The organism is Paenibacillus sp. Marseille-Q7038 (genome assembly GCF_965111595.1).
Map to the genome: position 1 here is coordinate 3,546,128 of NZ_CBCOOM010000001.1, position 23,573 is coordinate 3,569,700.

A 23,573-nucleotide genomic window follows, 5' to 3' on the forward strand; every position below is an offset into this window, starting at 1 on the left:
TTGTAAAACTTTTTTATCCTACTGGCTCAATACATACCGGTGACTGCAGTTCTAGCTCAAATCCCGTTTTCGTAAGTCGTCCTGTATCACTATCAATGCGGAAAGAAACGAGGTTATTTGTTCCCTGATTGGCAGCTATCAGCAGCCCTCCCGCAAGGAGATTAATATTGCGCGGGGTTTTTCCTCCTGTAGATATTTGTTCTATGGCAGTGAGTTCTCCCGTTTCCTCATTAATATGGAAAAGAGAAATGGTATCATTCCCTCGGTTGGAGACATATAAGAATCGACCGCAAGGAGAGATCCGAATATCTGCCCCTGTATTCTCATCTTGCGTCATTTCTCCTCGTGTCGAGATATGATGTGTAATTTGGAATTCCCCACGATTTTTGTTATAGGTCATGGCCGTAACGGTACTGTTCAGCTCATTCACCACATAAGCCAATTTCTCAGACGGATGGATGACGAGATGTCTAGGCCCTGATCCCGCAGGTAATTTTAATTCATAATGGGTCGAGAGCTTGCCATCCTCGTTACGGTAGACAATAAGCTGGTCTAAACCAAGATCACATACAAAAACAAAGTTGCCGTCAGTACTTGGCAGAATAGAGTGAGCATGTGGTCCCTCTTGGCGGTCTTTACGGAACCCTTCCCCTACATGCTGAATCTTCGCACTCATTTCTACCGGAAGACCCGAATCATCTAATTTAAATACATTAACACTTCCGCTCGAATAGTTAGCCACAAAAACATAACGTCCTTCTGCATCCACAGACACATAACATGGGTCCGCACCTTCCGTTGATTTCCGGTCTAAGAGATGAAGTTGTTTGGTAGAGGCATCAATTTGATAGGTAAACAGTTCTCCTTCTGCTTTTTCACTTACCACGTACAATTTCTCACCATTCGGATGCAGTGCTACAAAAGAAGGTTGACCCACACCGTCCATCTGATTAATGACACGCATTTGTCCCGTCTCTTTATTGGCTGCGACAAGAAAAACACTCGGTTCTTCTACTGTAGAATACGTTCCTGTATAAAATAAGGCTTCATCGGCTATCTGCACTTGTTCGTTCATCGTCGATCGCTCCTTTTTATAAAGCTAGTCTAGTTACTGTTCTATTAACCATATAAGAGCTGTTTTCCCCTAATCTTTGTATATTTCTCAAAAAGTTCATAAGGTGCACGCTTGCTCTGAAATGCATTTCATAACGTAACCTACTTGTGTACATGCTAGATAACAACAAAAAATGCAACCATATATAAGGAGGAATCATCCATGATTCATGAGAAACTAAATCCTTTTCCAGCACATTTTCTATGGGGTTCCGCTTCCGCTGCTTATCAGATTGAGGGAGCTTGGAACGAAGACGGCAAAGGACCGTCTGTCTGGGATATTTATACCGAGATTCCTGGAAAAACGTATAAAGGAACGAGTGGAAAAATAGCAGTGGACCACTATCATCGCTATAAAGAAGATGTTGCCCTCATGGCAGAAATGGGTCTTAAAACATATCGTTTCTCGGTCAGCTGGCCGCGTATTTATCCCGAAGGAACAGGGAAAGTCAATGAAGCGGGACTTCAGTTTTACGATAATCTGATTAACGAACTGCTTGCTCACGGTATTGAACCTGTGCTTACACTGTATCACTGGGATGTACCGCAAGCTCTTCAAGAAAAATACGGTGCTTGGGAATCCAGAGAAATTATTGAAGACTTTAACGAATACTGCATCACCCTATACAAACGATTTGGAGACCGAGTGAAATATTGGGTATCCTTAAATGAACAGAATCACAATACCAACCTTGCCTTTATGCAAGCTTTGCACCCGCCAGGGGTGAGGGATCGCAAACGTTTCTATGAAGCGAATCACATTATGTTTCTTGCCAATGCGAAGGTCATTGACTCGTTCCGCAAATATGTACCTGATGGTAAAATTGGGCCGAGTTTTGCCTATACACCTTCCTATCCGGCAACCAGTTCACCCAAAGACATGCTTGCTTTTGAGAATGCGGAAGAATTTACGAGTAACTGGTGGCTTGATGTTTACTGCAGAGGAACGTACCCAAGCATTCCATATCGCCATCTTAAAAGCATGGGACTCGCTCCAACATTTGAAGATGGCGATGAAGAGTTACTGCTGAAAGGCAAACCCGATTTTGTTGGCGTGAACTATTACCAGACCATTACGTATGAGCATAACCCGCTGGACGGCGTGTCTTTCGGTAAAATGAACAACACCGGCAAAAAAGGAAGCAACGAAGCAACTGGCATCCCTGGCCTCTATAAAACAGCGGATAATCCTCATGTAGAAAAATCGAATTGGGACTGGGCAATTGATCCTATCGGTCTTCGGATTGGTATGCGCCGGATCACCAGCCGTTATAACCTGCCTGTTTTTATTACAGAAAATGGTCTTGGTGAGTTTGATAAACTAGAAGAAAACGGTCAGATTCACGATGCATACCGGATCGCTTACTTAGAATCTCATATTCGTCAGTGTAAAGAAGCGATGATGGATGGTGTCGAGCTCATTGGATATTGCAGTTGGTCCTTTACCGATCTGCTGAGCTGGCTGAACGGATATCAGAAGCGGTACGGTTTTGTATATGTCAATCAGGATGAAGAGGAAGATAAGGACCTGCGCCGCATCAAAAAAGACAGCTTCTACTGGTACCAAGATGTCATTAAGACCAATGGTGAGAACATTTAAGATTCAGGTTAAATTCAGGTTCATCCGTGCTTCGCACAGCCCACTTACAGCCCCTGTCATAGGGGCTTTTTTGGTTTCTTCCTTTTCATGATTATAATGATTATAGTAGAATTTTTTATTATGTAAAATACTGGATTATTGAAGTGAGGGTCCTCTTATGGCCAATATCAAAGACATTGCTATGCTAGCAGGTGTATCTGTAACTACCGTCTCCCGTGTACTTAGCGGACATCCCTATGTGAGTGAAGAGAAACGCAGAAGAGTTCAGCAAGTAATAGATCAGCAGGGATATACACCGAATGCAAGTGCAGTACATTTAATTAAAGGACAGACAAAAACAATCGGAGTTATTGTGCCGAACAGCCATTCTTATTTTCATGCCATCCTGTCCGGAATTATGGACGAAGCCTCTGAAGCCGGATATGGTACGCTATTATATCAAAGCAGATATGATCAAAAAGAGGAAGAACAAGCACTTCATCTGCTTCGTACTAAACAGATTGATGGACTAATTCTCTGCTCTAGATCCCTCTCTGTAGAAGAAATTGCGAGCTACGGGACATATGGTCCGATCGTGACCTGCGAGTATATAGAAGATGAGCGGATCTCTTCCGTATATACGGATCATTATGATGCTTTCATCGCAGGTATGAAACACTTGATCGAACATGGGCACACCGATATCGGATACTGTATTGGCCGCGCCCATAGTACAAGTAGTCAGCTGCGGTATAAGGCATATACTTCTGTGCTTGCGGAACTCGGAGTACCTCTAAACCCAGAGTGGATTTTTGATGACAGTACGGAAATGAAAGACGGGATTCGTATGGTGGAGAGAATGATGAATATGAAAAAAAGACCCACTGCTCTCCTCATAACAGGCGATGAGGTGGCAGCAGGTGTTATTCTTCAGGCACAAGCGGAGGGGCTTCGCATTCCCGAAGATCTAGCGATTGTGGGCTTTGATAATCTTCCAATCTCAGAAGCTTTGAAACTGACAACCATTGATCAACACTTGAAGCGGATCGGTCAGGAAGCTTTTCACGCATTCCATGAGATGAGAAAAGCAGGGCAGACGGCGACGGGCGGAACAATCAAACGTTCGATCCCATTTGAACTTGTTAAGCGATCAAGCGTATAACGAAAAGACCTATTCTTCTTGTTTATCGTTATGCCGCAGCCGGTCTCTTGCTGCTTGATGCGGATCGGCTGGAATCAAGTTCCCCGCCTTACCAAGTCCATAGGACGGCATATTAACGTACACATTTTCATATTGTCCTGGCTCAATAAGATAGCTCTCATGGTAAATACCTACCGCATCTGTTTTACGAGAGAGTTGGTTGAATTCACGCCAGGCTTTTAGATGAATGCCCCCTTCTTTAGCATATCGCTCCATATCCTCGAACGAGCGCCAGTACTGGATAACGGTAACACCCCGCGCTGTAAACATGAATTCAGCAGATAAGAAACCCCATTCCTTATTCGTATACAGCTCACGGATCATCCGGCCCATGGCGGTGAATACAGGCAGCCAAGAAGGTACCGCCCATAATTTATTCACCCGCATGCCAATCAATAGAACGGCATATCCTTGTTCCATTTTCGCTGTGTAGCGCCCTCGATTTATTTTTGCCATGGATTTATTTACTCCTTTATGTTATCTGTAGAACCGATGAGTGGGATACTGATTCGCATCGGGTTACTCTCGGTGGAATCTGAGTAAGATGTCAGATGAAAGGTTAATGGCTGAACATGGTCAAAATCATTCAGTTTTAAAGAAATAGGCCGGCCTTTTTCACTATACTCATTAGCCTGAACAAAGAAGGTATTACCCGCTGCATCTTCATACCGGTTCGAAACATTAAAATCAGTTCCTTCCCATATCGGAAAATGGACCGTAAAATAACCATCTTCGATTGTGCTTTGATCAATAGATAATTCGGTAGTGACATCTGCTGAATCTTGTGGTGAGGAGACAATCTTGCTGTTGTCTGTATCGACTACTAGAACAGGATCAACATTTACTAAGGTATCTTCCATGCTAAGCTGCAGATGATCAAATTCTTCATAATAAATGGATGGAAAAAGAAGATAATCGACTCCCATTTCAAAAGTTCCATATCCACGGCGGTTATCTTCAGTTCCTGTTTCTAGAACAATGCTATCTATACTGTTGATACTATACCTATTCTCAGGATCTGGTTTCAATCTCACTTGTGTATACTCTGTTGTCATAATCAACTCAGTTAATTCAAAAGATTGTCCCTCCACAGTAAAGCTATCGTGCAGTATCACATGTTTTGCTTCCTCTTCCGGCAGCTTAGGATAAGGCGTAGAGAGACTATAGTTACCGTTACGTTGATCCTCCTGAGTTTCAATTACGAACTTTAATAGTGCCCCTTCCGTAGACTTCAGCAGAGAGCTATCCCTTTTAGTTAATATCATCATCCCTTTCAAGGATGAATCGCTCTCACTTGTAAAGTTTTTAGTTCCTTGAATATTCCCAATTAAGTCTGTTTCACTTGCATCCCAGACTTCCCCTGTGATGTAAGGAAAGTGTTGCAGTTCCCCCTTCTCAAGGGTGTACCAAAATAATTTCTCTCTCCCAAAGTTCATGGCTGCATCCAATATGAGACGCACACCGTTATCTGTCTCCATCACCTGACCCATTTCTACATAGTCGCCGCTATCTATTTTTTCCTTGATAAGATTACTCTCCTCACCTGTCTCCATCATAAGACTCAGATCAGGTACAACAAGCGTTCCTTCCCGATTCAATGCCTCATGGACTTTTTCTGGAGCCCATGGATTGAGAACAAGGAGCGTGACGGCAAGAATTGCTATGACCCCACTAATAGACCAGCCTGCTATATTCCTCGTACGCCGCGGTGGTTTCTTGCCTTCCCTTGCATCCTGCAAACCTTGCTGCACAGCAGATTCCCATTTCTTTTCAACTAGGTTTAACAACAGTATTTCTCTCTCTTCTTCAAAATGCTTCCGCAGCAAGGATCGAAGCATATCCTCGCTGTTTTCTCCAATCTCCTTTGCAAGTATCGTCATTGCTTGCTGCAAGTAACGAGTCATGAGCTTTTCTGTCTTCCCTATGTATGTTGCAATTTCAGAGCTGTCTTTCTCTGCAAGATAGGTCAGCAGGAACACTTGTCTTACGGAAGCTGGCATGCGATCAATCGCCTGCTCTATTTGCTTCGACTGCTGGCTTATCATCTGTTTCACTGGAAGAGATTCACTTGGGTTCTCATCTGCATCTCTTGGTTCTATAGAAGTTGCTCCCATCGAGGTGACTTCCATAGAGGACAAATTCTGACGACTCCTGCCGTACCTCTTCTTGTCTAGTATTAATAGCGTCCGCATGAAAAGGAGCGGTACATCGATCTCTTGATCTTTCCCTTTCCTGCATTCATGCCAGACAGCAGCAATTGTCTGTTGAAGCAACTGTTCTGCCTTTGCATGTTCTCTGGTCAGTGCATAACTTATCTTGTATAATTCAGAGGCTCTGTGCTGTATCAACTCACTATATGCTGATATTTCCCTACTACCTGTTGCCGGAGATTGTTGTTCGTCTGATAAATGATCTGTATTCAAGGTTACATCTCATCACCTTTCCGTATTGTTCATTGTACATGCCATGATTTATTAGATATTGCGATTTACTTCTTCACCATAGGAATGGTGAGCCGATTCTGTACACTTGGAACTTCTTCTTCCTTCTGATTCAGTTCAGATTCATTTGTATTTATCTCATAGAACCGAAAACTGAGAGGCTGGATATAAGGTGCATTCGGAAGTTTATATAAGATTTCATCTTTTTTCTTAATTGATCCGCTAATTTGATAACTATTTCCTTCACCATCCACAAAATCTCCGTATATCCCATATCGTTCACTATTCTCTAGTGGATAGTGCAAGTAAAGCGTTTCCTCATTTACTTGTGTTGAAATCCTCATATTTATTGGTAGATTCATATCACTATGTATAACTTCGCCTGTGTTCGAATCTATAATAAAGGACGCAATATCACCCTCTTTTTTCTTAAATCCTTCAACTTGGAGGCTAAGCTCTGTGTACTCCTCATAGTAGATCGATTCAAAAATAAGATCAGAGCCATAACTCTCCAGTAATGAATGCATTCCTCCGCTCATGCCAAGAACGCTTTTATTTACTACATACAGATTGGGCTCTACTAAACGCTCTACTGCCTCATCCGCTTCAGATTGATTCTTGGCTCCCACTGCTTCTACACGTATCCTTGTATTTTGAGTAGACATGGAAATATATTTGATATAATACTCCTGCTCTTGAATCGTAAAGTATTCATTCACATCAATTGTTTTCGTCGGCTTTTCTGGAAAAACAGGAGGATCCATCACAAACTCAGCATACCGAAATCTCTCATCATGGGCATTTGCAATGATGGATACTTCTTTCTCCACTGTAAGTAATTTGGGCAATGTCAAAATCATCCTCCCCTGTGTCCTATTCCCTTTGGTTACATAATGAATACCTTCCTCACCGGAATCACCGGATCCAATTTTATTTTCATTAGAGCGAATCCTTATGCTCCCATTATCGAGCAAGGGTGCTGCTGTTCCTTCTATATTTTCAAGCGTATACCACAGAATGAAGCCAGTACTTGTATCCATTGCTCCATCTATAATGAGCCTCAATCCATTGTTTTCTGGTAACACTTGCCCAATCGACTGATAATCCCCTTCGTTCAAACGCTTTTCTAAATTTGGATCCTGCTTAATTGTGCGTTTCCAGTAACTCATATCCGGTGTAACCAAAGTCCCTTCCGCATTCAGCGGCTGATGAATATCGGCTTGGGAACGACTATCTGCAAACATATAGAGTACGGTTACAGATACGATAAGCAACATGGCACTAATAAAAGACCATCGGTAGACCCTACGCTTCGAGTGTCGATTGGTACTTCTTTCTTTTCTTGCCTCTTTCAATCCTTGCTGAACAGCAGCTTCTCCCTTTCCTGCACGTAGATCAATCTCGATCCGTTCTAGCTCTTCTTGAAAATGCTTTCGCAGTATGGATGAAAGCATATTTCCACTTTTCTCTCCAATCTCCTTTGAAAGTATCGTCATCGCTTGGTGTAAGTAACGAGTCACGAGCGTTTCTGTCTTCCTTATGTATGATGCAATTTCAGAGCTGTCTTTCTCTGCAAGATAGGTCAGCAGGAACACTTGTCTTACGGAAGCTGGCATGCGATCAATCGCCTGCTCTATTTGCTTCGACTGCTGGCTTATCATCTGTTTCACTGGAAGAGATTCACTTGGGTTCTCATCTGCATCTCTTGGTTCTATAGAAGTTGCTCCCATCGAGGTGACTTCCATAGAGGACAAATTCTGACGACTCCTGCCGTACCTCTTCTTGTCTAGTATTAATAGCGTCCGCATGAAAAGGAGCGGTACATCGATCTCTTGATCTTTCCCTTTCCTGCATTCATGCCAGACAGCAGCAATTGTCTGTTGAAGCAACTGTTCTGCCCGTGTATGTTCTCTGGTAAGAGCAGAACTAATCCGATATAACTCTGCTGTTTTCCGGTCTACCATTTCAACGTACGCCTCGAAAGCCGCCTGATTCACAGCTGTGTTTAACTCTTCGTCTTTATATGAATGGTATGTATTCATTATCGATTCCCTCCTTTAGTGAATACTTCTATTCATTAATCACCACGTTTGCTTCCTGTACAATTTGATCTGGATAGCCCATAACGGAGAAGTGCATAGGCTGACTATATTCTTGATCATCGAACGTGTAAGAGAACTGATTCTGCACCCGTTTCTTCTCCAGTACATCATGCTTATTGCCTGATTCATCCGTATATTGATTCTTAAGGAATATCCAGTTTTCTTGATCAGGAATTGTATAATGAAAAGTTAGGGTCCCTCTCTCTTCATCCTTCTCTAATTCGTAAGTCCCATCAAAAGATGTAGGTGCATCTATTAATTCACCTTGATCAGTATCCACAATGAATTCTTGATTTTCTAACGCCGTTAATGCACCGCTTATTCGAAACTCAGTAGGGTTAAAATGTCCCTCATAGGCTAGTGTAGGAAAATAAATGGTCCTTCCATCTGTACTTGTTCTTACGCCAGGGAATTCTCGCTCCTGTTCTCCTATCTTCATCCGAAGCGTTGGATCTACTAATTGATCAATAACTTTAGGATTAGCAGGATCAGGTTTCCACATCACTTCAGTTACATACTTGGTATATTTTACTTCCGTTAGTATTATCGTATATCCGTCGATTTCTATCCGCTTATTCATTCCTCTTATTATTGAAGAATCATCAGCTTCCCCAGCAGGAATTTCGATATGATAAGCAGTATAATCAGACTTTTCCGAACCTAAATATACGTCTAATTTTAATAAGGCAGGCTGCGGCTGCTTCAGTTCGAGTTCAAAGTCTGATGTGTCTTTTCTCTGAAATATAATCTGGCCTTGAACTTTGGACGGCGAGTCAGTTGTCAGTTCTCTATGATTTCGAATAATCCCTATTGATCCACTAAACTCATCCAAATGAATGGAATCCGTAGTCCCGCTTATAATTTTGGGTGTTTCGTCTCCCTCCTCATTTTCGAGGGAATACCAAATGATCGTTTCACTCCCCATGGTCATCATTCCATCAATGGTCAAACGAACCCCTTTCTGCCGCACCGTATATCCAAGATATTCAGGCTGATACCGGAGATATTCAGATTGCCCCATAGTTGAATTTAATCTCTTTAATAACGCTGCCTCCTGAGCCGCAGCTTCCTTAAAGTAACTTCCGTCTGCTTCGATCGTAGTGACCTGACCATCTGGAATAGAAGCAAGCTTATCTTTCACGGTATCTTGTAATAGGAGATTTGGAAAACCAGAAATGAACAACAGAAATATTGCCGCTATAATCAATCCGGCTATGCTAAGAAACCAAGTTTTTTTCCTTGTTCTCCATCTTAATTTCTTCCCCATCTTCAGTCCAGCCGGGGATAGCCCTTGTTCTATGTAAAATCTAATAAACTTCCTCTCCACGCTCGTAATTACTGCTCGTTCCTTCTCAAAGTGGCGTTCTAGAAAAAGAGGACTACTCTCTCCAAAACGAGAAGACATACTACGGTGAAATATAGAGATTACTTCATTCTGTTTCTTCTCTACGATTTGTATTGTTGAATCCGTATAAGCGGCAATCCTCTCTTTCTCCCAGCTAAACAAATAGGTTAATAGGAACGTGGAATGAAGTTCATTTTTTAATTTAGATATGGAATCCTCCAGCGCTAGCGACCGATCACTTATCATCTGATGCTTCCCATGGTTATTTAGATCCTCATGTCTTTCATATTGACCATTGTTTTGTACCAAAGCTACGAAAATCCCATACATTTGCGAGACGAAAATCGTATCGTTATCCTCTACCCCTTCTCGTACCGAAAACATAGTTCTGTTCTGTTGCTCGTCCTCATTAAATCCAGACCAATAAACGGCCAAACCTTCAGCAAGCAACGCTCCTGCCTGATCCAAATTTCTCGTTACGCTATAGGCTAACGTAAACAGCAACTGCTCATTTCTATGTAAAAAGAGAATGTATTCCTTCATAAATCTCGCATCACTCCTTCCATTTCCACTACCTCGTGGTAATTATTGTATTATAAAATCTAATAAAGGAAAATGAAATAAAAAAAGCCCGGCTTCTCAGCCAGACTTCTCAAGTCCTGTCTCCCTTTATTGGATACGATTCATACGATGTTTTTCTTTTTCCGTTAACCTCTTCTGTACTTCTTCAAGTGTGATACTATCCAGGTACAGTTCTACTACCCGTTCTCCATCCTCGTAAATAGTGCCCATGACTTCCTTGATATTCGAAGAGACTACACAATTCGAACTCTCGTCTCCCGAACGCCAGTGCGGAGCAAAGGAACCAAAAGCAAACAGTCGATATAGATCTCCTAATCTAACATCACAGGGATTACTGCTAAGCATATATCCGCCGTGAGCTCCTTCTTTGGTTGTCACATATCTATGCTTACGGAGTACACTCAGAACTTTACGCACTCTCGCTGGATGAGTTGTTACACTAGCGGCAATATCTTCACTATTTGCAATACGTCCTTCTCGGACTCCCAGATACAACAGACCATGCACCGCAATGGTAAACTCACTGTTCATTATCCTGCCCTCCCATAATCTTACCGTGCTTATCTGTTTCTACCCTATTATGTGACGCAAACCGCCTAAAATCAAACCAGGCTTCGCTCGTTACTGGTAATACCTGTAAAATTGTTACTATAATGGTGACAGTTTCATTTGTCAAGACAGGCCACTTTGTTACAACAACGACGACCTGCTTCATTTCCTGTTTCTTACGATGATGCTTTGATCTCACTAAAGATCCGCTTCATAACCGGAACGTATATTTCCCAGTAGAAGGCATTTTGGTGTATTCTCGGAATAAAGAATCTCATGACCACATCCCAGCCTATATACTGTGTAGGGTAAGGTGTGTCCACGCGTTTGGCATAATCTCCCGAAAAATAGTAAGAATAATGTGTCGTGTGATTAAGCCGAGTAATTGCAGGAAAATGATCTGGAATTCCCGCAGATATTAATTTCTCTGCTCCAGCGTCTGACAAATCCATTGTATACTCTGCCATTACTTCTGCCCTTGTGCGAGGTTCTACAATATCAAACCATCCATGATAGCTCGTTTTCCCTTTCATTCGGCTCCACTCGTGCCCTTTTTCCGAGAATTCAACGCCAAACGAATGAGCATCTAGATCGCTGCTGTCCAATACCACCATGTTCTCTTTTTCATCAATGAATAAGATTCCCTCTCCCTGATAGGTCCATTCTTTCTCTGTGGCGAGAGTGTATACCTGTTTCATAGGTATAGATACATCTGCTAATTCGTTGTAATATCTCCCCTTCCATCCAGACCATTTGATACCAAGCATATTTTCAAGTTGTTGTCTGACTCCCTCATCTGTAGGCGCACCAAGAATATTATATTCTCCGATAAAAGTAGCTCCTGTTGCGGTCGCATACTGTATTTTTTGGACATCCTCTAATTTCATCCCGCCATAGATTAACTTTTGTTTATATGACCGATCTGCTTGTTGTTCCTGTTTGTATATTCCATATGTATCTGCTGCATAGATCAGATCTTTCCCTCGCAGCGTAAAAGGAAGAGACTGAATATGATTGACGGCGTTTGGGTTGAATCCGTAATAGCTCTCATCATTAACATAGCCATTACCATTTCGATCCTTTACTTTTTGCTGGTTTAAGATCCAAGTAAGACCTTTATGCTCGTTATAATTCATATCCGATACTGACTTATCAATAATAGCAATATCCATCGTCCGACTCGGGTTTGCTCTCCACTGAATCCACGGATAATTTATAAGGACTAAAATCAGCACCAATATCCCAAGAATTACGGTAGGTTTCCAGACGCCAGCTTCCACGTGTTCACCTTCCTCTATATCTTTATCGATCATTACTTTTGCAAGCACAGTCTAAGTATAATTCGGGTGGTAAGAAATGAAAAGAAGCGTGGTTCACATCCGAATGAAAAACAACTCAGTAAGAGTGTTTTCGTTAAGATATGATATAATGAGGATAAATTTGATTTTAAGTAAAAGAGAGGTCCTATACGTGGCGATAAACTCTTCATTTTTACAAATCGCAGCAACCATTGGTATGATCTTTATTGCGCTCAGTGCCATTTTTATTCGCATGAAAGCAGCAAACAGACCCATTACCAAACGGAAGATTATCATTCCTCCCCTTGGTATGAGCACTGGATTTTTGATGTTTATCGTGCCACATACACGGTTTCCGTTTCTATGGGCCATTGTTGCTTTTTTGGTTGGTTGGTTTTTATTTGCATACCCGCTCATTAAAAGCACTAAATTTGAGAAAAGAGATGGACAGATCTATGTTTCTAGTTCCAAGAGCTTTATGTTCATCTTACTAGGTTTGCTCACGGTTCGCTTATTACTCCATGAATTTATACAAAATTATATAACCGTAGTTCAGACAGGAGCCTTATTCTTTGTTTTGGCTTTTGGGATGCTGCTTCACTGGCGGTTGTATATGCTGCGGCATTACAATGAAACTTTTGAGGCCAAGGAGTCTTCAACAAGTTCTTAAGTGATAAAAAAGCTCTGGAATCGAACACCTGGTGTGTTCATTTCTAGAGCTTTTTACTTTTTGCTATCTAAAAAAGCAGCGATGGCTTCCTGATCCATCGTTCCGGGCGTTAACCGGTCCGCTTCTTTGCCATTCTCTATATAGAGAAGAGCAGGTACAGATTCAATTTCAAGTTCGTCTAACAACGCTCTTAATTTCGCTTCATCTTGCTCACGGCCTTCATCTGTATTGTAATAAAACACCGTCTGACCGGTACTTTGTGAAGCATCCTCTAACTTGGGCATAAACTCACGACAGACTGGACATGTAGGACGGCCCACATACAGAAACCCCGATTGGTCATTCTCCAGAAACGTAGACACTTCTTCGTTCGTTACCGCGGTGAGTACATTAGACTCTTCTTCCTTCTCACTTCCATTTACCACTGCTAGTAGTATCAATAAAATAACGACAATTCCTGCTCCCCATAATAGAGGATGGCGGAATGTGCGTTTCCTTTTGTGGCTACTCATTCTATGCAGACATCCTTTCTAACAAGACTTACGTTCGTTGTCTCACAAAGCGTCCGCTTCATCTTATGGTATGTTGCTATTATTGTCTGTGCGTAATGTAACTATCCTATCTCTATAATAAAAGAAGACACAAAGAAACAGGGCTCTCTTTATGTGGAGGATAAAAGGAGTCCTGTTTCTTAAGGTTATGATCTTCTTATCTACCTAGAGTATATGGGAAAAGTTCGTCTCTTCTCCTCACATCTCATTACCGGCATATGCTTATTGTTCTGTCAAAATAATGGGACCATCTGCGGTAATCGCAATGGTATGCTCATATTGAGCGGACAATTCGCCATCTTGTGTACGGGCAGTCCAGCCATCACTGTCTAACTTGCTGCGGTATGTTCCGATGTTCAGCATCGGTTCAATCGTGATCACCATACCTTCTTTCAGACGCGGACCGCGTCCAGCAGGACCATAGTGAGGTACTTGCGGTTCTTCATGCATATCTTGTCCGATCCCGTGCCCAATAAATTCACGTACTACAGAAAATCCTTCTCCTTCCGCATATACCTGAATGGCATTCGAAATATCACCGATCCGGTTGCCGATTACGGCTTTTTCGATTCCTTTATATAAAGAAGTTTTCGTTACATCCAGCAGCTTCTGTGCTGATTCTGATACATTACCTACAGCATAAGACCATGCGGAATCTGCAAGCCAGCCATCGAGATTAACAACCATATCAATGGTAACGATATCCCCGTCTTTCAGCGCGTATTTCCCAGGGAAACCGTGACAGATTACGTCATTAACCGAGGCACAAGTCGCATATGGATATCCGTTATACCCTTTTTGCTCGGGTGTTGCACCATGCTTTTTCATAAAGTTCTCTGCGAACGCATCAATCTCTTGAGTTTGAATGCCTGGGCGAATGAGCCCTGCAATTTCTCTATGACAAGCAGCGAGTATCTCGCCAGCCTTCTTCATATATTGAATCTCATCTTTACTTTTTAGAATAATCATTTGTGGCTCTCCTTGTCGCTTTTATCGAATCCTCCTTTCTATTGTAACTCTAAATATCTAAAAATAAAAACCCTCAGTTACGGGTGGTCCTGTAATTTGAACCGTATCTTTCAAACGATAAGGTGAGCGAAGAAATTGTCTATGATGATTTCGGCATAACGATTTTGTTTTCATCTTCATCACGCCCCTGTTCATCATCACGCCTCCCTCCTGCTTTTCGGTAGCAATCCAAACAACATTCGGAGGGAATGTCCCTTGGTCTTCGCTTTCTGTTTACGGCCTTGATAACTCCGTAAATTCGTAATTAGCTGGCGATCTCGATCCTCTTCTAGCTTCTCCCGCATCCATGTTTGCTGTTCTCCCACCAACACTTGCAGTTCATCATTTTGTTTTTGAAGTTTTGCTTGCTCCCGTTCAAGCTCTACCATACGCTCTTGGAGCATCTGCCATTCTACATTCATTTGTTCCATTTGCGCAGAAGTCACCCCTGCCGTCTGAAGAACTTGTTTCTGCTCTACAAGCGAATGTGTCTGTACCGATGGAGCCGCATGGTGTGCCAAGGCTGGGTTCACGATCTCTTTTGCAGCAGCTGCTTTCTCACTACCGATCTCCATGACAATAACAGCCGCATCCTGCAAAGGTAGGTTCTGCTCACGAAGAAGTGTCATTAGCGTTTTCACCCGCTCGATATCACGGTTGCCAAATAATCTTGATTTGTTTGCCGCACGTTCAAAATGGTGCCCTTGCTCTTCGAGTGCCGCAGCATATTTACGAAGTGTACTCGCTCCAATGCCCAGTTCTTTTGCAGTCTCAGTCGTTGCTCCTGTTTCGTTACCATTCAAATGCATATTCATATTCATTACCTCCCGGATTTTACAATCGATTTGTTTGTAAAAACATTCGTCATGAACAATGCCTGCTTGGGTCAACATTATGGATAAGGGCGCCTTAAGAACTGTTGTTTGCGCGAGCAACAGTCTTTTCTAATGGATTAGTTAAATCAATCTCATAAGGCTGAGAACTTGATTTAAGGGTAACAAGCATTATAAAGACGTTTCACTCACGGGTGACTCTCTATAAATCTTGTTATACTCTAAATTCGTTCTTTCCTTCTTATTTCCTTTGGCGTAATTCTTCTAAGAATGAGGTATCGTAAGAAGTTTTGTCGGGTATAAAATATGACTTTTCTCCTTTGTCTTTCGACAGAACCCCCTCCTTTCTTCACATCCTTCAGCTCTGTTGTGTCATTAGCATGTGATATTACCTCCTAAATAATAGAAAGTATAGATTGATTATTGATAAAAACACAAAAATTATGTTATCTTATGTAACGTTGAATAGATGCATGCATAGAATATAATGATAACGAAGCAGAAAGAACTTCATGTTTATATTCATTATGACGGTTTATAACGGGGGGGCAGATGGGCGATGCGAAGCAGAACAGGAAAAGTGGCGATTGTTGGAGCAGGTCTTGTCGGTTCGAGTGCAGCATACTCCATGATTAATCAAGCCATCGCAGGTGAAATCATGCTCATCGGGCGAACCTATGAGAAGGCACTCGGTCAAGCACTCGATTTGTCTCACAGCATGGATTTCACTTATCAGCGGACGAAGGTACATGCCGGAACTTATGCTGATTGCAAAGATATGGATGTCATTATTATTACAGCGGGAGCTAATCCAAAACCAGGGCAGACCCGGCTGGATATCTTAGAAGAAGCCGTACTGATCACAAAGGATATTGTGGCACCTATTATGGAGAGCGGATTTGAAGGTGTATTTGTCGTGGCTGCGAACCCGGTGGATATTATTACTTATCTAGTCTGGAAACTGTCTGGTCTACCGAGAAGCCAAGTCATCGGAACAGGGACTTCGATTGATTCTTCGAGACTCAAAACCATTCTATCAGAGATTTTCTCCATTGATCCGCGCAGTGTTCATGGATATGCACTTGGAGAACATGGCGAATCTCAATTTGTGGCCTGGTCTCATGTCACTATTGGCGGCAAACCCATTCTTCATATCCTCGATCAGCATAAGGAACGATTCAAACATCTTGATCTTGCAGATATTTCTCGTAAAACACGGGATGCAGGCTGGGAAATCTTCACCCGCAAAGGATCTACTCAGTTCGGCATCGGCAGTGCAATTGCGTTCATTACACGTTCAATCCTGACGGATGACCACAAGATTATCGCTGTTTCTTCTATTCTAGATGGTGAATACGGACAAAAAGATATATGCACTGGCGTTCCTGCTATTATTGGGGGCAGAGGAATCGAAGAAGTGATCGAACTTCAGCTGGCTGAAGAGGAAATGAAACTGTTCGAATACTCCTGCCAGGTCCTTCGCACAAATATTAATAATTTATCGGTTCATGAGTTGTGAATTTGAATTAAATAAGCGCTGATATATACAATAAAGGTGCACCCTGCCCATCTGCAGGAGAGCACCTTTTTTATTTCCTAAACTTCCTTCTGTTTAAAGTAGAGCATCCCTGCGAAAACAAACAGCACTGCGCTTCCAAAAATAACAGGAACGAGAACGGAATACGGCACAAGAAATGCTCCAAAGTTCATCTCATCTGTAGGCATCATGACTAAAAAAGGTTGCGCCCATGGGTAGTAAGGAGCACACTTCTCCGAGTTTGTGATCAGCATATTTGGAACGGTAAGCATAAAATTAATCCCGAGCGGTGCTCCAAAGCTGCTCCACATCATGGATACCACCAGCTGCAGGGCAGCAAGCGGGGTACAAGCAACCCAGCCAGCAAAAGTGCTTTTGAACAGCACTGCCCAAGGAATGTCTCCCGTCATCCCATGGTAACCACCTGCGATCAAAAAACTGCCGAGTAACAAGACTTGCATCATAAAAAGCAGTACCATGATCACAGTCAGTTTGGCTGCATAAAAGCTAGCACGACTCACAGGCAAGACAAGCACTTGTTTCCAGCCACCGGCTGCATGTTCAAATCGGCAAATATAGGAGGCAAATACCCCCGTAAAAATAGGAAGAAATAACATGGCATGCAGCGTAGCCTGTGCACTAATCAGACTCGTCCAACTGCCGGATGGCTCTGCCATAAAACCTACAAAGAGAGCCATTATCGGACTGACAAGTATCAGCAACCAAACAGGCGATTTGAACAACTTCAGCCGCTCTGAAGATAGTATTCTAAGGTAAGCTGTCATATCTTAGGACACCTCCTTACGCTGAAAATACAGCATGCCCATCAGCAAACAAAGGATACCGAATATAATCCCTTTGACTGCAAACATAGATCCGTTTGTGGTCAATATAGAGAACATCGGCCAGCTTACAGGCACTGAATCCGGAAACTGAGCTCCGAACAAGCCTACAATGGAGAGTGTAACCCCAAGAGTAACAGACACGGCTTGATTTTCATGTGTCATGGTCAGTGTCGCAAGCAAAACAATCATGGGAAGAGAAGCTGCAAGGGGCAGAAAACACAACTTCAGCAGATCCAGCCACGGAATACTCTCTTCAAACCTAAGGAATATTCCAAGGATCACAATCCCCAAAAGCAAAAGTACACAGGAAGTGAGTAACAGCCCGGTTATCAATGCCCATTTGGATAAAAATACCGACTTGCGTGATACGGGAAGGGCGAGCAGCTGTTTCCACGAACCATTCTGGTGTTCTATACTCGCCATCATAGAGCTAAGAATGGTTGCTCCGAGCATAATCGCAAGTGGAATGAACATAGAAAAAGCACGAAGTAGCCCATCCCACATCCCGTTCTTGCCGTATTGATCTTGTAAGTAATCCAGCCGCAATCCGAAGTTTAGTGCGTTCATGAGTACAAGCCCCGAAGGAGCAAAGAAAACAAGAAACCATAATCCTTTTTTACGTATCTTGAGTACATCAGAGGAAAGCAGCGATATCATGATTTGCCCCCTCCGGTTCCCACCACTTGAAGGAAAACATCCTCCAGGGATTGTCTATGTTCCTCCACTCGGTACACCGAATGTTCATGCTCTACGAGTCGGCGTACTAAAGTCGAAACCGTCATATCATCCATATGGTTAAAAACAATTCGGGAACCTTCAACTTGTCCCCACTGTCCTTGTTCTCGTGCAACCTGCAGTGCATCCTCTGCATCAGATACAGTCAGGCGAATCGTGCTCCCTGCCTCTTGATGTAAACGATCAATCGTATTCTGAAATACAAGCTCACCTTCACGGATGATGCCTACGGTACTCGCCATTTGTTCCACTTCACTAAGTAAATGACTCGACACCAGAACGGTAATTCCATACGCTGTCGGCAATTGTTTAATCAGTTCTCTGATTTCCTGAATACCCTCCGGATCAAGACCATTTGTCGGTTCATCAAGAATTAATAACTCCGGATTTCCTAATAAAGCATTCGCTAAACCGAGTCTTTGCTTCATACCAAGTGAATAACCTTTCACCGGTCGGTTTGCTTCTTTCTGTAAACCTACAATTTTCAGGACTTCACTTATTCTTGATTTCGGGACACCCAGCAGCAAACGGCTCGTCTCTAAATTTTGGATCGCGGTCAGATGACCATAATAAGAAGGATACTCCACCAAAGAGCCAACTTTACGAAGAATATCCATACGCTGCTGGCGAATATCTTTCTCAAAAATACGGATAAAGCCTTTCGTTGGCTTGATAAGTCCGAGCAACATTCTTATGGTTGTTGTTTTTCCAGCACCATTCGGTCCAAGAAATCCGTAGATTTCTCCTCTTTTTATCTGTAAACTCAGTTCTTTTACTGCCGCACGGCCCCGGTACGTCTTCCATACATCTGCTGTTTCAATCATCCATTCACTCATTGTCTGTTCACCTCTGCAACTAGCATATCGTGCCGAGGTTAAACTGAGGTGTGCAGAAAGTTTAAGATTGGTTTAAATTTATGCTCTTTCTTTTATAGTTAAAAGAACTCTTGTTCCTTGTCCTGTGTACTCTATCAATCGAATAAGATCCATTCTCGCGAGCAAGAGATCTACAATAGAGAGACCCAATCCCGCTCCCATCTGCTCTGATTTTGTGTCCATTCCCGGTCCCCGATCCTCAATAATCAGATAGACTTCTTCCTCTCGTGTTTCCACCGCAACCCGCACATATTCCCCTTCCTTTGCATGTCTCACAATGTTTTGAAACAAGTTGTCCAGCACTCGGTGAAATCCTTGTTTATCCACTTTCCAAACAACCGATTCCTCTTCATCATCTATATCAATAACCATGTCAAAATTCTCTTTTTCCCATACAGGGTACCAGGCTGCAACACTCTCCCGCACCATACGAAGGACATTAACAGGTTCAAGTTTCATTGTGTATTTTCCACTGGCCAGCAGATTATAAGATAAAAGATTGTCTATTAGTCCGCCCAGATCATCCATCTTCCCTTCAATCAGAACAAGAGACTCTTTCCCTTTATCGGTAAGTGGCTCCTTACTCAGTGCATGCACATGCCCTCGAATTACAGTCAGCGGTGTTCTTAAATCATGGGATAAATCAGCGATCAAATTTTTACGGAGATGCTCTTCTTTTTTCTGTTGCTCTTGACTCTCCCTAAGCTGCGAAACCATGCCGTTGAACGACTCTTCTAATCGGCCGATCTCATCCTTTTTCTCCACCTGAACCGGCAGCGGAATTCCATCTGTACCTGGAATAGAAAGTGCGCCCTTCAGTCGGATAAGTCGTTTGATAATCTGACGAAAAAATGACCAAGAGACCAAGATAAAGATGGCAGGAACCACCGTCATAAATAACACATAAAACAGTGGACCAAAATTAGCCAACGGTGGGGAATTTACCAGTATTCGTGGCACCTCAATGGAAATAAAACCTCGTCCTGCATTGTTCTGTCCTCCGCCTACGAAAGCGACAACGATAAAATTCTCCTTATTATTTCCGGCACTTTTCATGTATTCAACTGCATCGGATGGACTCCACTTTACTGTCCCTTTATCTCGCTCTGCAGTATCAAACTTAATAATCCCTTCTCTATTCACCCAAAACAGATGTGCCTCTTCGTACTCTTGTGCAAGCTTAAACAACGATGACTCGATCTCCTCGTCTGATCGATCTTTCATCATCCTGGCTTCTTCATGCCACTTTAATTCAAGCTCGCTGGTTCTTCCATAGGGCAGGGTTACCTCTGTCTTATCACTGAACCAGGAAGTAGATACTACAAACAAAAGCGAAACCATAGGAAACACAACAGGCAAAAACACCATTGCCAAGATAACAATGAGCAAATATCGGGACATGAGCGAGTTTCTGAACGGATCCCTTTTCCTTTTTCGAATGAACCTATGCTCCATCATGTTCATGCCTTCACCCGGTATCCTACTCCCCGAACCGTTTCAATAATTCGAGGTGTTCCCGGGTCAATCTCCAGCTTCTCCCGCAGATGCCGGATATGTACCATAAGTGTCTTGTCCCCTTCTATATAAGGCTCACCCCATACAGATTCATAGATTTGTTCCTTGGTTCTTATTTGACCCAAATGCCTGACAAAATAAGAGAAAATATGAAACTGCTTGCCCGAAAGCAAAATTTCCTGCTGATTACGTGTATCAAGTACAAGTCCTTCTTTTTCCTTCACAAGCAGATGCCAAATGCGGAGTTCGCCCAAACCTGCCGGTGTTTCTCCGTGTCTTCGGAGGAGGACTTCAATCCGAGCAGCCAGTTCATCGGGATGAAAAGGCTTCGTTACATAGTCATCTGCAAAATCCAAACCCTGCAATTTGTCATCGATAGAAGTCCTGGCAGATAAAATAAGGATAGGCAGACTAGGATGGTCTTTTTTGAGTCGCTGACCAATCGTAAATCCATCTAAACCAGGCAACATCACGTCTAGAATTGCGAGCCCGCATTCTTCTGCAGTAGCAGATGCCTGCTCTCCGCTTTTCAGCCACACTACACGATAACCTCGCGCTTCCAGATCAGATCTAACCATTTCTCCAATCTCTACATCATCTTCAATATATAAAAGTGTTGTCATATTTTTAACGCCCTTCCTTCAAAATAAAAATGAAATAAATAATCTGTTTCTTTCTTTGTCTCACGATTGCAGGTATTTGTAAATACATGGTATATTAAGAAGAGTTTAGTGGTTAGTGTGAAGAGAAAGAGAAACATAAATTAAAGGCAATGTTATCTGATGATTATCAGGTACAACCTCGGAGGATTACACTCTCTTAAGGTTGTACCTTTTTTAATGTGGGTAAAAATAAACAGTATGGATTTTTTTAAGATTCCCTTACTTATTTTGCACATCATTATTAGGAGGTTCTCTCATGTTATTAGAAGCTATCTATCATCACCCTAAACAGCACTGGGCCTATGCATATGACAAAGATACGGTCCATCTCCGGATTCGTACCAAACGAGACGATGTCCACCAAATAACGCTTCTTGCCGGTGACAAATATGACTGGGAGAAAACAAAAATGTATCTTCCTCTAAAAAAATGGACTTCTGATTCCATGTTTGATTATTTTACATGTGAAGTAAAACCACCTTATCACCGGTTACGTTATGCCTTCCATCTGGAGAGTGATAGTGAATCGATATGGATGGACGAAAACGACTTTTTAGAAGAAGAACCGGAAACACCCAGCCGAATGTTCGAATTCCCTTATATTAATCCGGTTGATGTCTTCACCCCGCCCGCTTGGGTTAAAGATGCCGTATTCTATCAGATCTTTCCTGAGCGTTTTGCTAACGGTGATCCAAGTAACGATCCGGAAGGAGTCCTCCCTTGGGGCGGCAAGCCGGAACGGGATAATTTCTTTGGCGGTGATCTTCAAGGTGTAATTGATCATCTCGATTATTTATCTGAACTTGGTATAACAGCGATCTACTTTACCCCTGTTTTTGAAGCTACCACCAATCATAAATATGATACGGAAGATTACTTGCGGGTGGATCGTCACTTTGGTGATGCAGATACACTTAAGAAGCTCGTCAACTTATGCCACGAACGCGGAATTCGCGTATTGCTTGATGCGGTATTTAATCACTCTGGGCGTACATTCAAGCCTTTTGTCGACTTACAAGAGAACGGTGAGAATTCCAAATATAAAGATTGGTTTCATGTTCGTAAATTTCCGATTGATGTAGAAGACGGTGTTCCCACATATGATACCTTTTCATTTGAACCGCTGATGCCGAAACTGAACACCGAAAACCCGGAAGTGAAAGAATATCTGCTGAAGGTAGCCGAATATTGGATCAAAGAAGTCGGGACAGACGGCTGGCGTCTTGATGTAGCGAATGAAGTGGATCATCAGTTCTGGCGTGAGTTCCGCAGTACGGTTAAAAAAGTGAACCCCGACGCCTATATTCTCGGAGAAGTGTGGAACGAATCCTCACCTTGGCTGCAAGGAGATCAGTTTGATGCCTCCATGAACTATCCATTCACCAACGCGGTTAATGATTTCTTTGTAATCGACAAGATGGATGCTTACCAGTTTGCTAACTCGATCGGTCGCCAGCTATCTAGATATCAGCTCCAGGCTTCTGAAGTTGCCTTTAACTTGCTGGATAGTCATGATACCGCTCGTCTACTAACCCTTTGTAATGGAGATAAGCGCAAAATGAAACTTGCTGCACTCTTCCAGTTTACGTATCTTGGTGCTCCGTGCATTTATTATGGAGACGAGATCGGGATGGACGGAGAATATGATCCAGGCTGCCGTAAATGTATGGAATGGGATGTAGAAAAACAAGACCGAGAGCTATTCTCTTTTTATCAAAAACTAATACGTCTACGCCTAAATCATGCTGCTCTTCGGACTGGCGAGATTCAGTTCATTGAAGCCGAACCACAAGGGAAAAGAATCGTGTTCCAGCGGAAAAATGATAAGGAAAATATCCTTGTGTTGATGAGTAAATCGGAGGAACCGGAGCAATTTAATATATCGGTTAAAGCGGATAAATATATTGACCTCTTCTCTGGTATGGAGCAGCCGGTGAATAATGGAGAAATCTCTATTGATGTTCCTGCCTACGGATATGCCGTTCTTCAGGCAGTGAAGGGATAAATAACATACGAAACAGGATGAAAAACTAACCCAGGCTTCGCAAAAATGCGAGTGCCTGGGTTTACTTTTGCTCAAAGTTTGACTTTAATATCACTATAACGTAATATTGCGATATAGTGATACATAA

The 23,573-nt window shown here is 42.5% G+C and carries 21 protein-coding genes; 5 read left to right on the plus strand and 16 right to left on the minus strand.

The features are described from left to right. Nucleotides 1-13 precede the first annotated feature (13 nt). On the minus strand, nucleotides 14-1,075 hold the full coding sequence (locus ACWPWY_RS16835) for a lactonase family protein (RefSeq protein ID WP_454192698.1): 1,062 nt from the start codon (nucleotides 1,073-1,075) through the stop codon (nucleotides 14-16). Nucleotides 1,076-1,276: 201 nt separating this feature from the next. Between ACWPWY_RS16835 and ACWPWY_RS16840 the strand changes: the two genes are divergently transcribed. Further along, a complete protein-coding gene (locus ACWPWY_RS16840; RefSeq protein WP_454192699.1) occupies nucleotides 1,277-2,713 on the plus strand; it encodes a glycoside hydrolase family 1 protein in 1,437 nt (478 codons plus the stop codon). A 157-nt stretch (nucleotides 2,714-2,870) separates the two neighbouring features. Further along, a complete protein-coding gene (locus ACWPWY_RS16845) occupies nucleotides 2,871-3,854 on the plus strand; it encodes a LacI family DNA-binding transcriptional regulator (protein ID WP_454192700.1) in 984 nt (327 codons plus the stop codon). A gap of 9 nt (nucleotides 3,855-3,863) precedes the next feature. On the opposite strand, the gene ACWPWY_RS16850 is transcribed toward ACWPWY_RS16845, so the two are convergent. The 6 genes from ACWPWY_RS16850 to ACWPWY_RS16875 form a co-directional block, all read right to left on the minus strand. Further along, nucleotides 3,864-4,349: a DUF4188 domain-containing protein gene (locus ACWPWY_RS16850; protein ID WP_454192701.1), complete on the minus strand. Its 486-nt coding sequence runs from the start codon at nucleotides 4,347-4,349 to the stop codon at nucleotides 3,864-3,866. An 8-nt stretch (nucleotides 4,350-4,357) separates the two neighbouring features. Further along, nucleotides 4,358-6,316 carry an RNA polymerase sigma factor gene (locus ACWPWY_RS16855; protein WP_454192702.1) on the minus strand — a complete coding sequence of 653 codons (1,959 nt, stop codon included), beginning with the start codon at nucleotides 6,314-6,316 and terminating at the stop codon, nucleotides 4,358-4,360. Nucleotides 6,317-6,381: 65 nt separating this feature from the next. Then, the gene (locus ACWPWY_RS16860; protein ID WP_454192703.1) at nucleotides 6,382-8,376 is read right to left on the minus strand and encodes an RNA polymerase sigma factor; all 1,995 of its coding nucleotides are present in this window, start codon (nucleotides 8,374-8,376) and stop codon (nucleotides 6,382-6,384) included. A gap of 28 nt (nucleotides 8,377-8,404) precedes the next feature. Further along, nucleotides 8,405-10,324: a hypothetical protein gene (locus tag ACWPWY_RS16865; protein ID WP_454192704.1), complete on the minus strand. Its 1,920-nt coding sequence runs from the start codon at nucleotides 10,322-10,324 to the stop codon at nucleotides 8,405-8,407. Between the two features lie 126 nt (nucleotides 10,325-10,450). Next, nucleotides 10,451-10,894 (minus strand): Rrf2 family transcriptional regulator, encoded by a 444-nt coding sequence (locus ACWPWY_RS16870; protein WP_454192705.1) that lies wholly within the window; start codon nucleotides 10,892-10,894, stop codon nucleotides 10,451-10,453. A 194-nt stretch (nucleotides 10,895-11,088) separates the two neighbouring features. Further along, the gene (locus ACWPWY_RS16875) at nucleotides 11,089-12,192 is read right to left on the minus strand and encodes a hypothetical protein (RefSeq protein ID WP_454192706.1); all 1,104 of its coding nucleotides are present in this window, start codon (nucleotides 12,190-12,192) and stop codon (nucleotides 11,089-11,091) included. Between the two features lie 190 nt (nucleotides 12,193-12,382). Between ACWPWY_RS16875 and ACWPWY_RS16880 the strand changes: the two genes are divergently transcribed. Then, nucleotides 12,383-12,880, plus strand: coding sequence for a CcdC family protein (locus tag ACWPWY_RS16880; protein WP_454192707.1), 498 nt, complete (start codon nucleotides 12,383-12,385; stop codon nucleotides 12,878-12,880). 53 nt (nucleotides 12,881-12,933) lie between these two features. Here ACWPWY_RS16880 and ACWPWY_RS16885 read toward each other — a convergent pair whose 3' ends face one another. The 4 genes from ACWPWY_RS16885 to ACWPWY_RS16900 form a co-directional block, all read right to left on the minus strand. Further along, the gene (locus ACWPWY_RS16885; protein WP_454192708.1) at nucleotides 12,934-13,392 is read right to left on the minus strand and encodes a thioredoxin family protein; all 459 of its coding nucleotides are present in this window, start codon (nucleotides 13,390-13,392) and stop codon (nucleotides 12,934-12,936) included. A 261-nt stretch (nucleotides 13,393-13,653) separates the two neighbouring features. Further along, nucleotides 13,654-14,400, minus strand: coding sequence for a type I methionyl aminopeptidase (gene map, locus ACWPWY_RS16890; protein WP_454192709.1), 747 nt, complete (start codon nucleotides 14,398-14,400; stop codon nucleotides 13,654-13,656). A 57-nt stretch (nucleotides 14,401-14,457) separates the two neighbouring features. Continuing rightward, nucleotides 14,458-14,598, minus strand: a complete 141-nt coding sequence (locus tag ACWPWY_RS16895; protein ID WP_454192710.1) for a hypothetical protein — start codon at nucleotides 14,596-14,598, stop codon at nucleotides 14,458-14,460. Next, entirely contained in the window at nucleotides 14,598-15,254 is a 657-nt protein-coding gene (locus tag ACWPWY_RS16900; RefSeq protein WP_454192711.1) for a hypothetical protein, read from the minus strand. Before ACWPWY_RS16900 ends, ACWPWY_RS16895 begins: the two co-directional genes overlap by 1 nt. A 577-nt stretch (nucleotides 15,255-15,831) precedes the next feature. On the opposite strand from ACWPWY_RS16900, the gene ACWPWY_RS16905 reads away from it, so the two are divergent. Then, on the plus strand, nucleotides 15,832-16,791 hold the full coding sequence (locus ACWPWY_RS16905) for an L-lactate dehydrogenase (RefSeq protein WP_454192712.1): 960 nt from the start codon (nucleotides 15,832-15,834) through the stop codon (nucleotides 16,789-16,791). Nucleotides 16,792-16,868: 77 nt separating this feature from the next. On the opposite strand, the gene ACWPWY_RS16910 is transcribed toward ACWPWY_RS16905, so the two are convergent. The 5 genes from ACWPWY_RS16910 to ACWPWY_RS16930 all read right to left on the minus strand — a co-directional run bounded on the left by ACWPWY_RS16910 (nucleotide 16,869) and on the right by ACWPWY_RS16930 (nucleotide 21,402). Then, nucleotides 16,869-17,594 (minus strand): ABC transporter permease, encoded by a 726-nt coding sequence (locus tag ACWPWY_RS16910; protein ID WP_454192713.1) that lies wholly within the window; start codon nucleotides 17,592-17,594, stop codon nucleotides 16,869-16,871. A gap of 3 nt (nucleotides 17,595-17,597) precedes the next feature. Then, nucleotides 17,598-18,311: an ABC transporter permease gene (locus tag ACWPWY_RS16915; RefSeq protein ID WP_454192714.1), complete on the minus strand. Its 714-nt coding sequence runs from the start codon at nucleotides 18,309-18,311 to the stop codon at nucleotides 17,598-17,600. Then, nucleotides 18,308-19,225, minus strand: coding sequence for an ABC transporter ATP-binding protein (locus tag ACWPWY_RS16920; protein WP_454192715.1), 918 nt, complete (start codon nucleotides 19,223-19,225; stop codon nucleotides 18,308-18,310). The genes ACWPWY_RS16915 and ACWPWY_RS16920 overlap by 4 nt, the downstream gene beginning before the upstream one ends. Nucleotides 19,226-19,303: 78 nt before the next feature. Then, nucleotides 19,304-20,722: a sensor histidine kinase gene (locus ACWPWY_RS16925; protein ID WP_454192716.1), complete on the minus strand. Its 1,419-nt coding sequence runs from the start codon at nucleotides 20,720-20,722 to the stop codon at nucleotides 19,304-19,306. 2 nt (nucleotides 20,723-20,724) lie between these two features. After that, nucleotides 20,725-21,402: a response regulator transcription factor gene (locus tag ACWPWY_RS16930; RefSeq protein ID WP_454192717.1), complete on the minus strand. Its 678-nt coding sequence runs from the start codon at nucleotides 21,400-21,402 to the stop codon at nucleotides 20,725-20,727. A 295-nt stretch (nucleotides 21,403-21,697) separates the two neighbouring features. Here ACWPWY_RS16930 and ACWPWY_RS16935 point away from each other — a divergent pair, with 295 nt between their 5' ends. Beyond that, the gene (locus ACWPWY_RS16935) at nucleotides 21,698-23,446 is read left to right on the plus strand and encodes an alpha-glycosidase (RefSeq protein WP_454192718.1); all 1,749 of its coding nucleotides are present in this window, start codon (nucleotides 21,698-21,700) and stop codon (nucleotides 23,444-23,446) included. Nucleotides 23,447-23,573: the final 127 nt, after the last annotated feature.

Excerpts from the sequence above, each read along its gene's own strand:
- ACWPWY_RS16920 (WP_454192715.1), bottom strand. The coding sequence starts at position 19,225 with ATGAGTGAATGGATGATTGAAACAGCAGATGTATGGAAGACGTACCGG.
- ACWPWY_RS16895 (WP_454192710.1), bottom strand. The coding sequence starts at position 14,598 with ATGATGAACAGGGGCGTGATGAAGATGAAAACAAAATCGTTATGCCGA.
- ACWPWY_RS16835 (WP_454192698.1), bottom strand. The coding sequence starts at position 1,075 with ATGAACGAACAAGTGCAGATAGCCGATGAAGCCTTATTTTATACAGGA.
- ACWPWY_RS16915 (WP_454192714.1), bottom strand. The coding sequence starts at position 18,311 with ATGATATCGCTGCTTTCCTCTGATGTACTCAAGATACGTAAAAAAGGA.
- ACWPWY_RS16885 (WP_454192708.1), bottom strand. The coding sequence starts at position 13,392 with ATGAGTAGCCACAAAAGGAAACGCACATTCCGCCATCCTCTATTATGG.
- ACWPWY_RS16900 (WP_454192711.1), bottom strand. The coding sequence starts at position 15,254 with ATGAATATGCATTTGAATGGTAACGAAACAGGAGCAACGACTGAGACT.
- ACWPWY_RS16845 (WP_454192700.1), top strand. The coding sequence starts at position 2,871 with ATGGCCAATATCAAAGACATTGCTATGCTAGCAGGTGTATCTGTAACT.
- map (WP_454192709.1), bottom strand. The coding sequence starts at position 14,400 with ATGATTATTCTAAAAAGTAAAGATGAGATTCAATATATGAAGAAGGCT.
- ACWPWY_RS16930 (WP_454192717.1), bottom strand. The coding sequence starts at position 21,402 with ATGACAACACTTTTATATATTGAAGATGATGTAGAGATTGGAGAAATG.
- ACWPWY_RS16865 (WP_454192704.1), bottom strand. The coding sequence starts at position 10,324 with ATGAAGGAATACATTCTCTTTTTACATAGAAATGAGCAGTTGCTGTTT.
- ACWPWY_RS16850 (WP_454192701.1), bottom strand. The coding sequence starts at position 4,349 with ATGGCAAAAATAAATCGAGGGCGCTACACAGCGAAAATGGAACAAGGA.
- ACWPWY_RS16910 (WP_454192713.1), bottom strand. The coding sequence starts at position 17,594 with ATGACAGCTTACCTTAGAATACTATCTTCAGAGCGGCTGAAGTTGTTC.
- ACWPWY_RS16925 (WP_454192716.1), bottom strand. The coding sequence starts at position 20,722 with ATGATGGAGCATAGGTTCATTCGAAAAAGGAAAAGGGATCCGTTCAGA.
- ACWPWY_RS16905 (WP_454192712.1), top strand. The coding sequence starts at position 15,832 with ATGCGAAGCAGAACAGGAAAAGTGGCGATTGTTGGAGCAGGTCTTGTC.
- ACWPWY_RS16935 (WP_454192718.1), top strand. The coding sequence starts at position 21,698 with ATGTTATTAGAAGCTATCTATCATCACCCTAAACAGCACTGGGCCTAT.
- ACWPWY_RS16860 (WP_454192703.1), bottom strand. The coding sequence starts at position 8,376 with ATGAATACATACCATTCATATAAAGACGAAGAGTTAAACACAGCTGTG.
- ACWPWY_RS16870 (WP_454192705.1), bottom strand. The coding sequence starts at position 10,894 with ATGAACAGTGAGTTTACCATTGCGGTGCATGGTCTGTTGTATCTGGGA.
- ACWPWY_RS16840 (WP_454192699.1), top strand. The coding sequence starts at position 1,277 with ATGATTCATGAGAAACTAAATCCTTTTCCAGCACATTTTCTATGGGGT.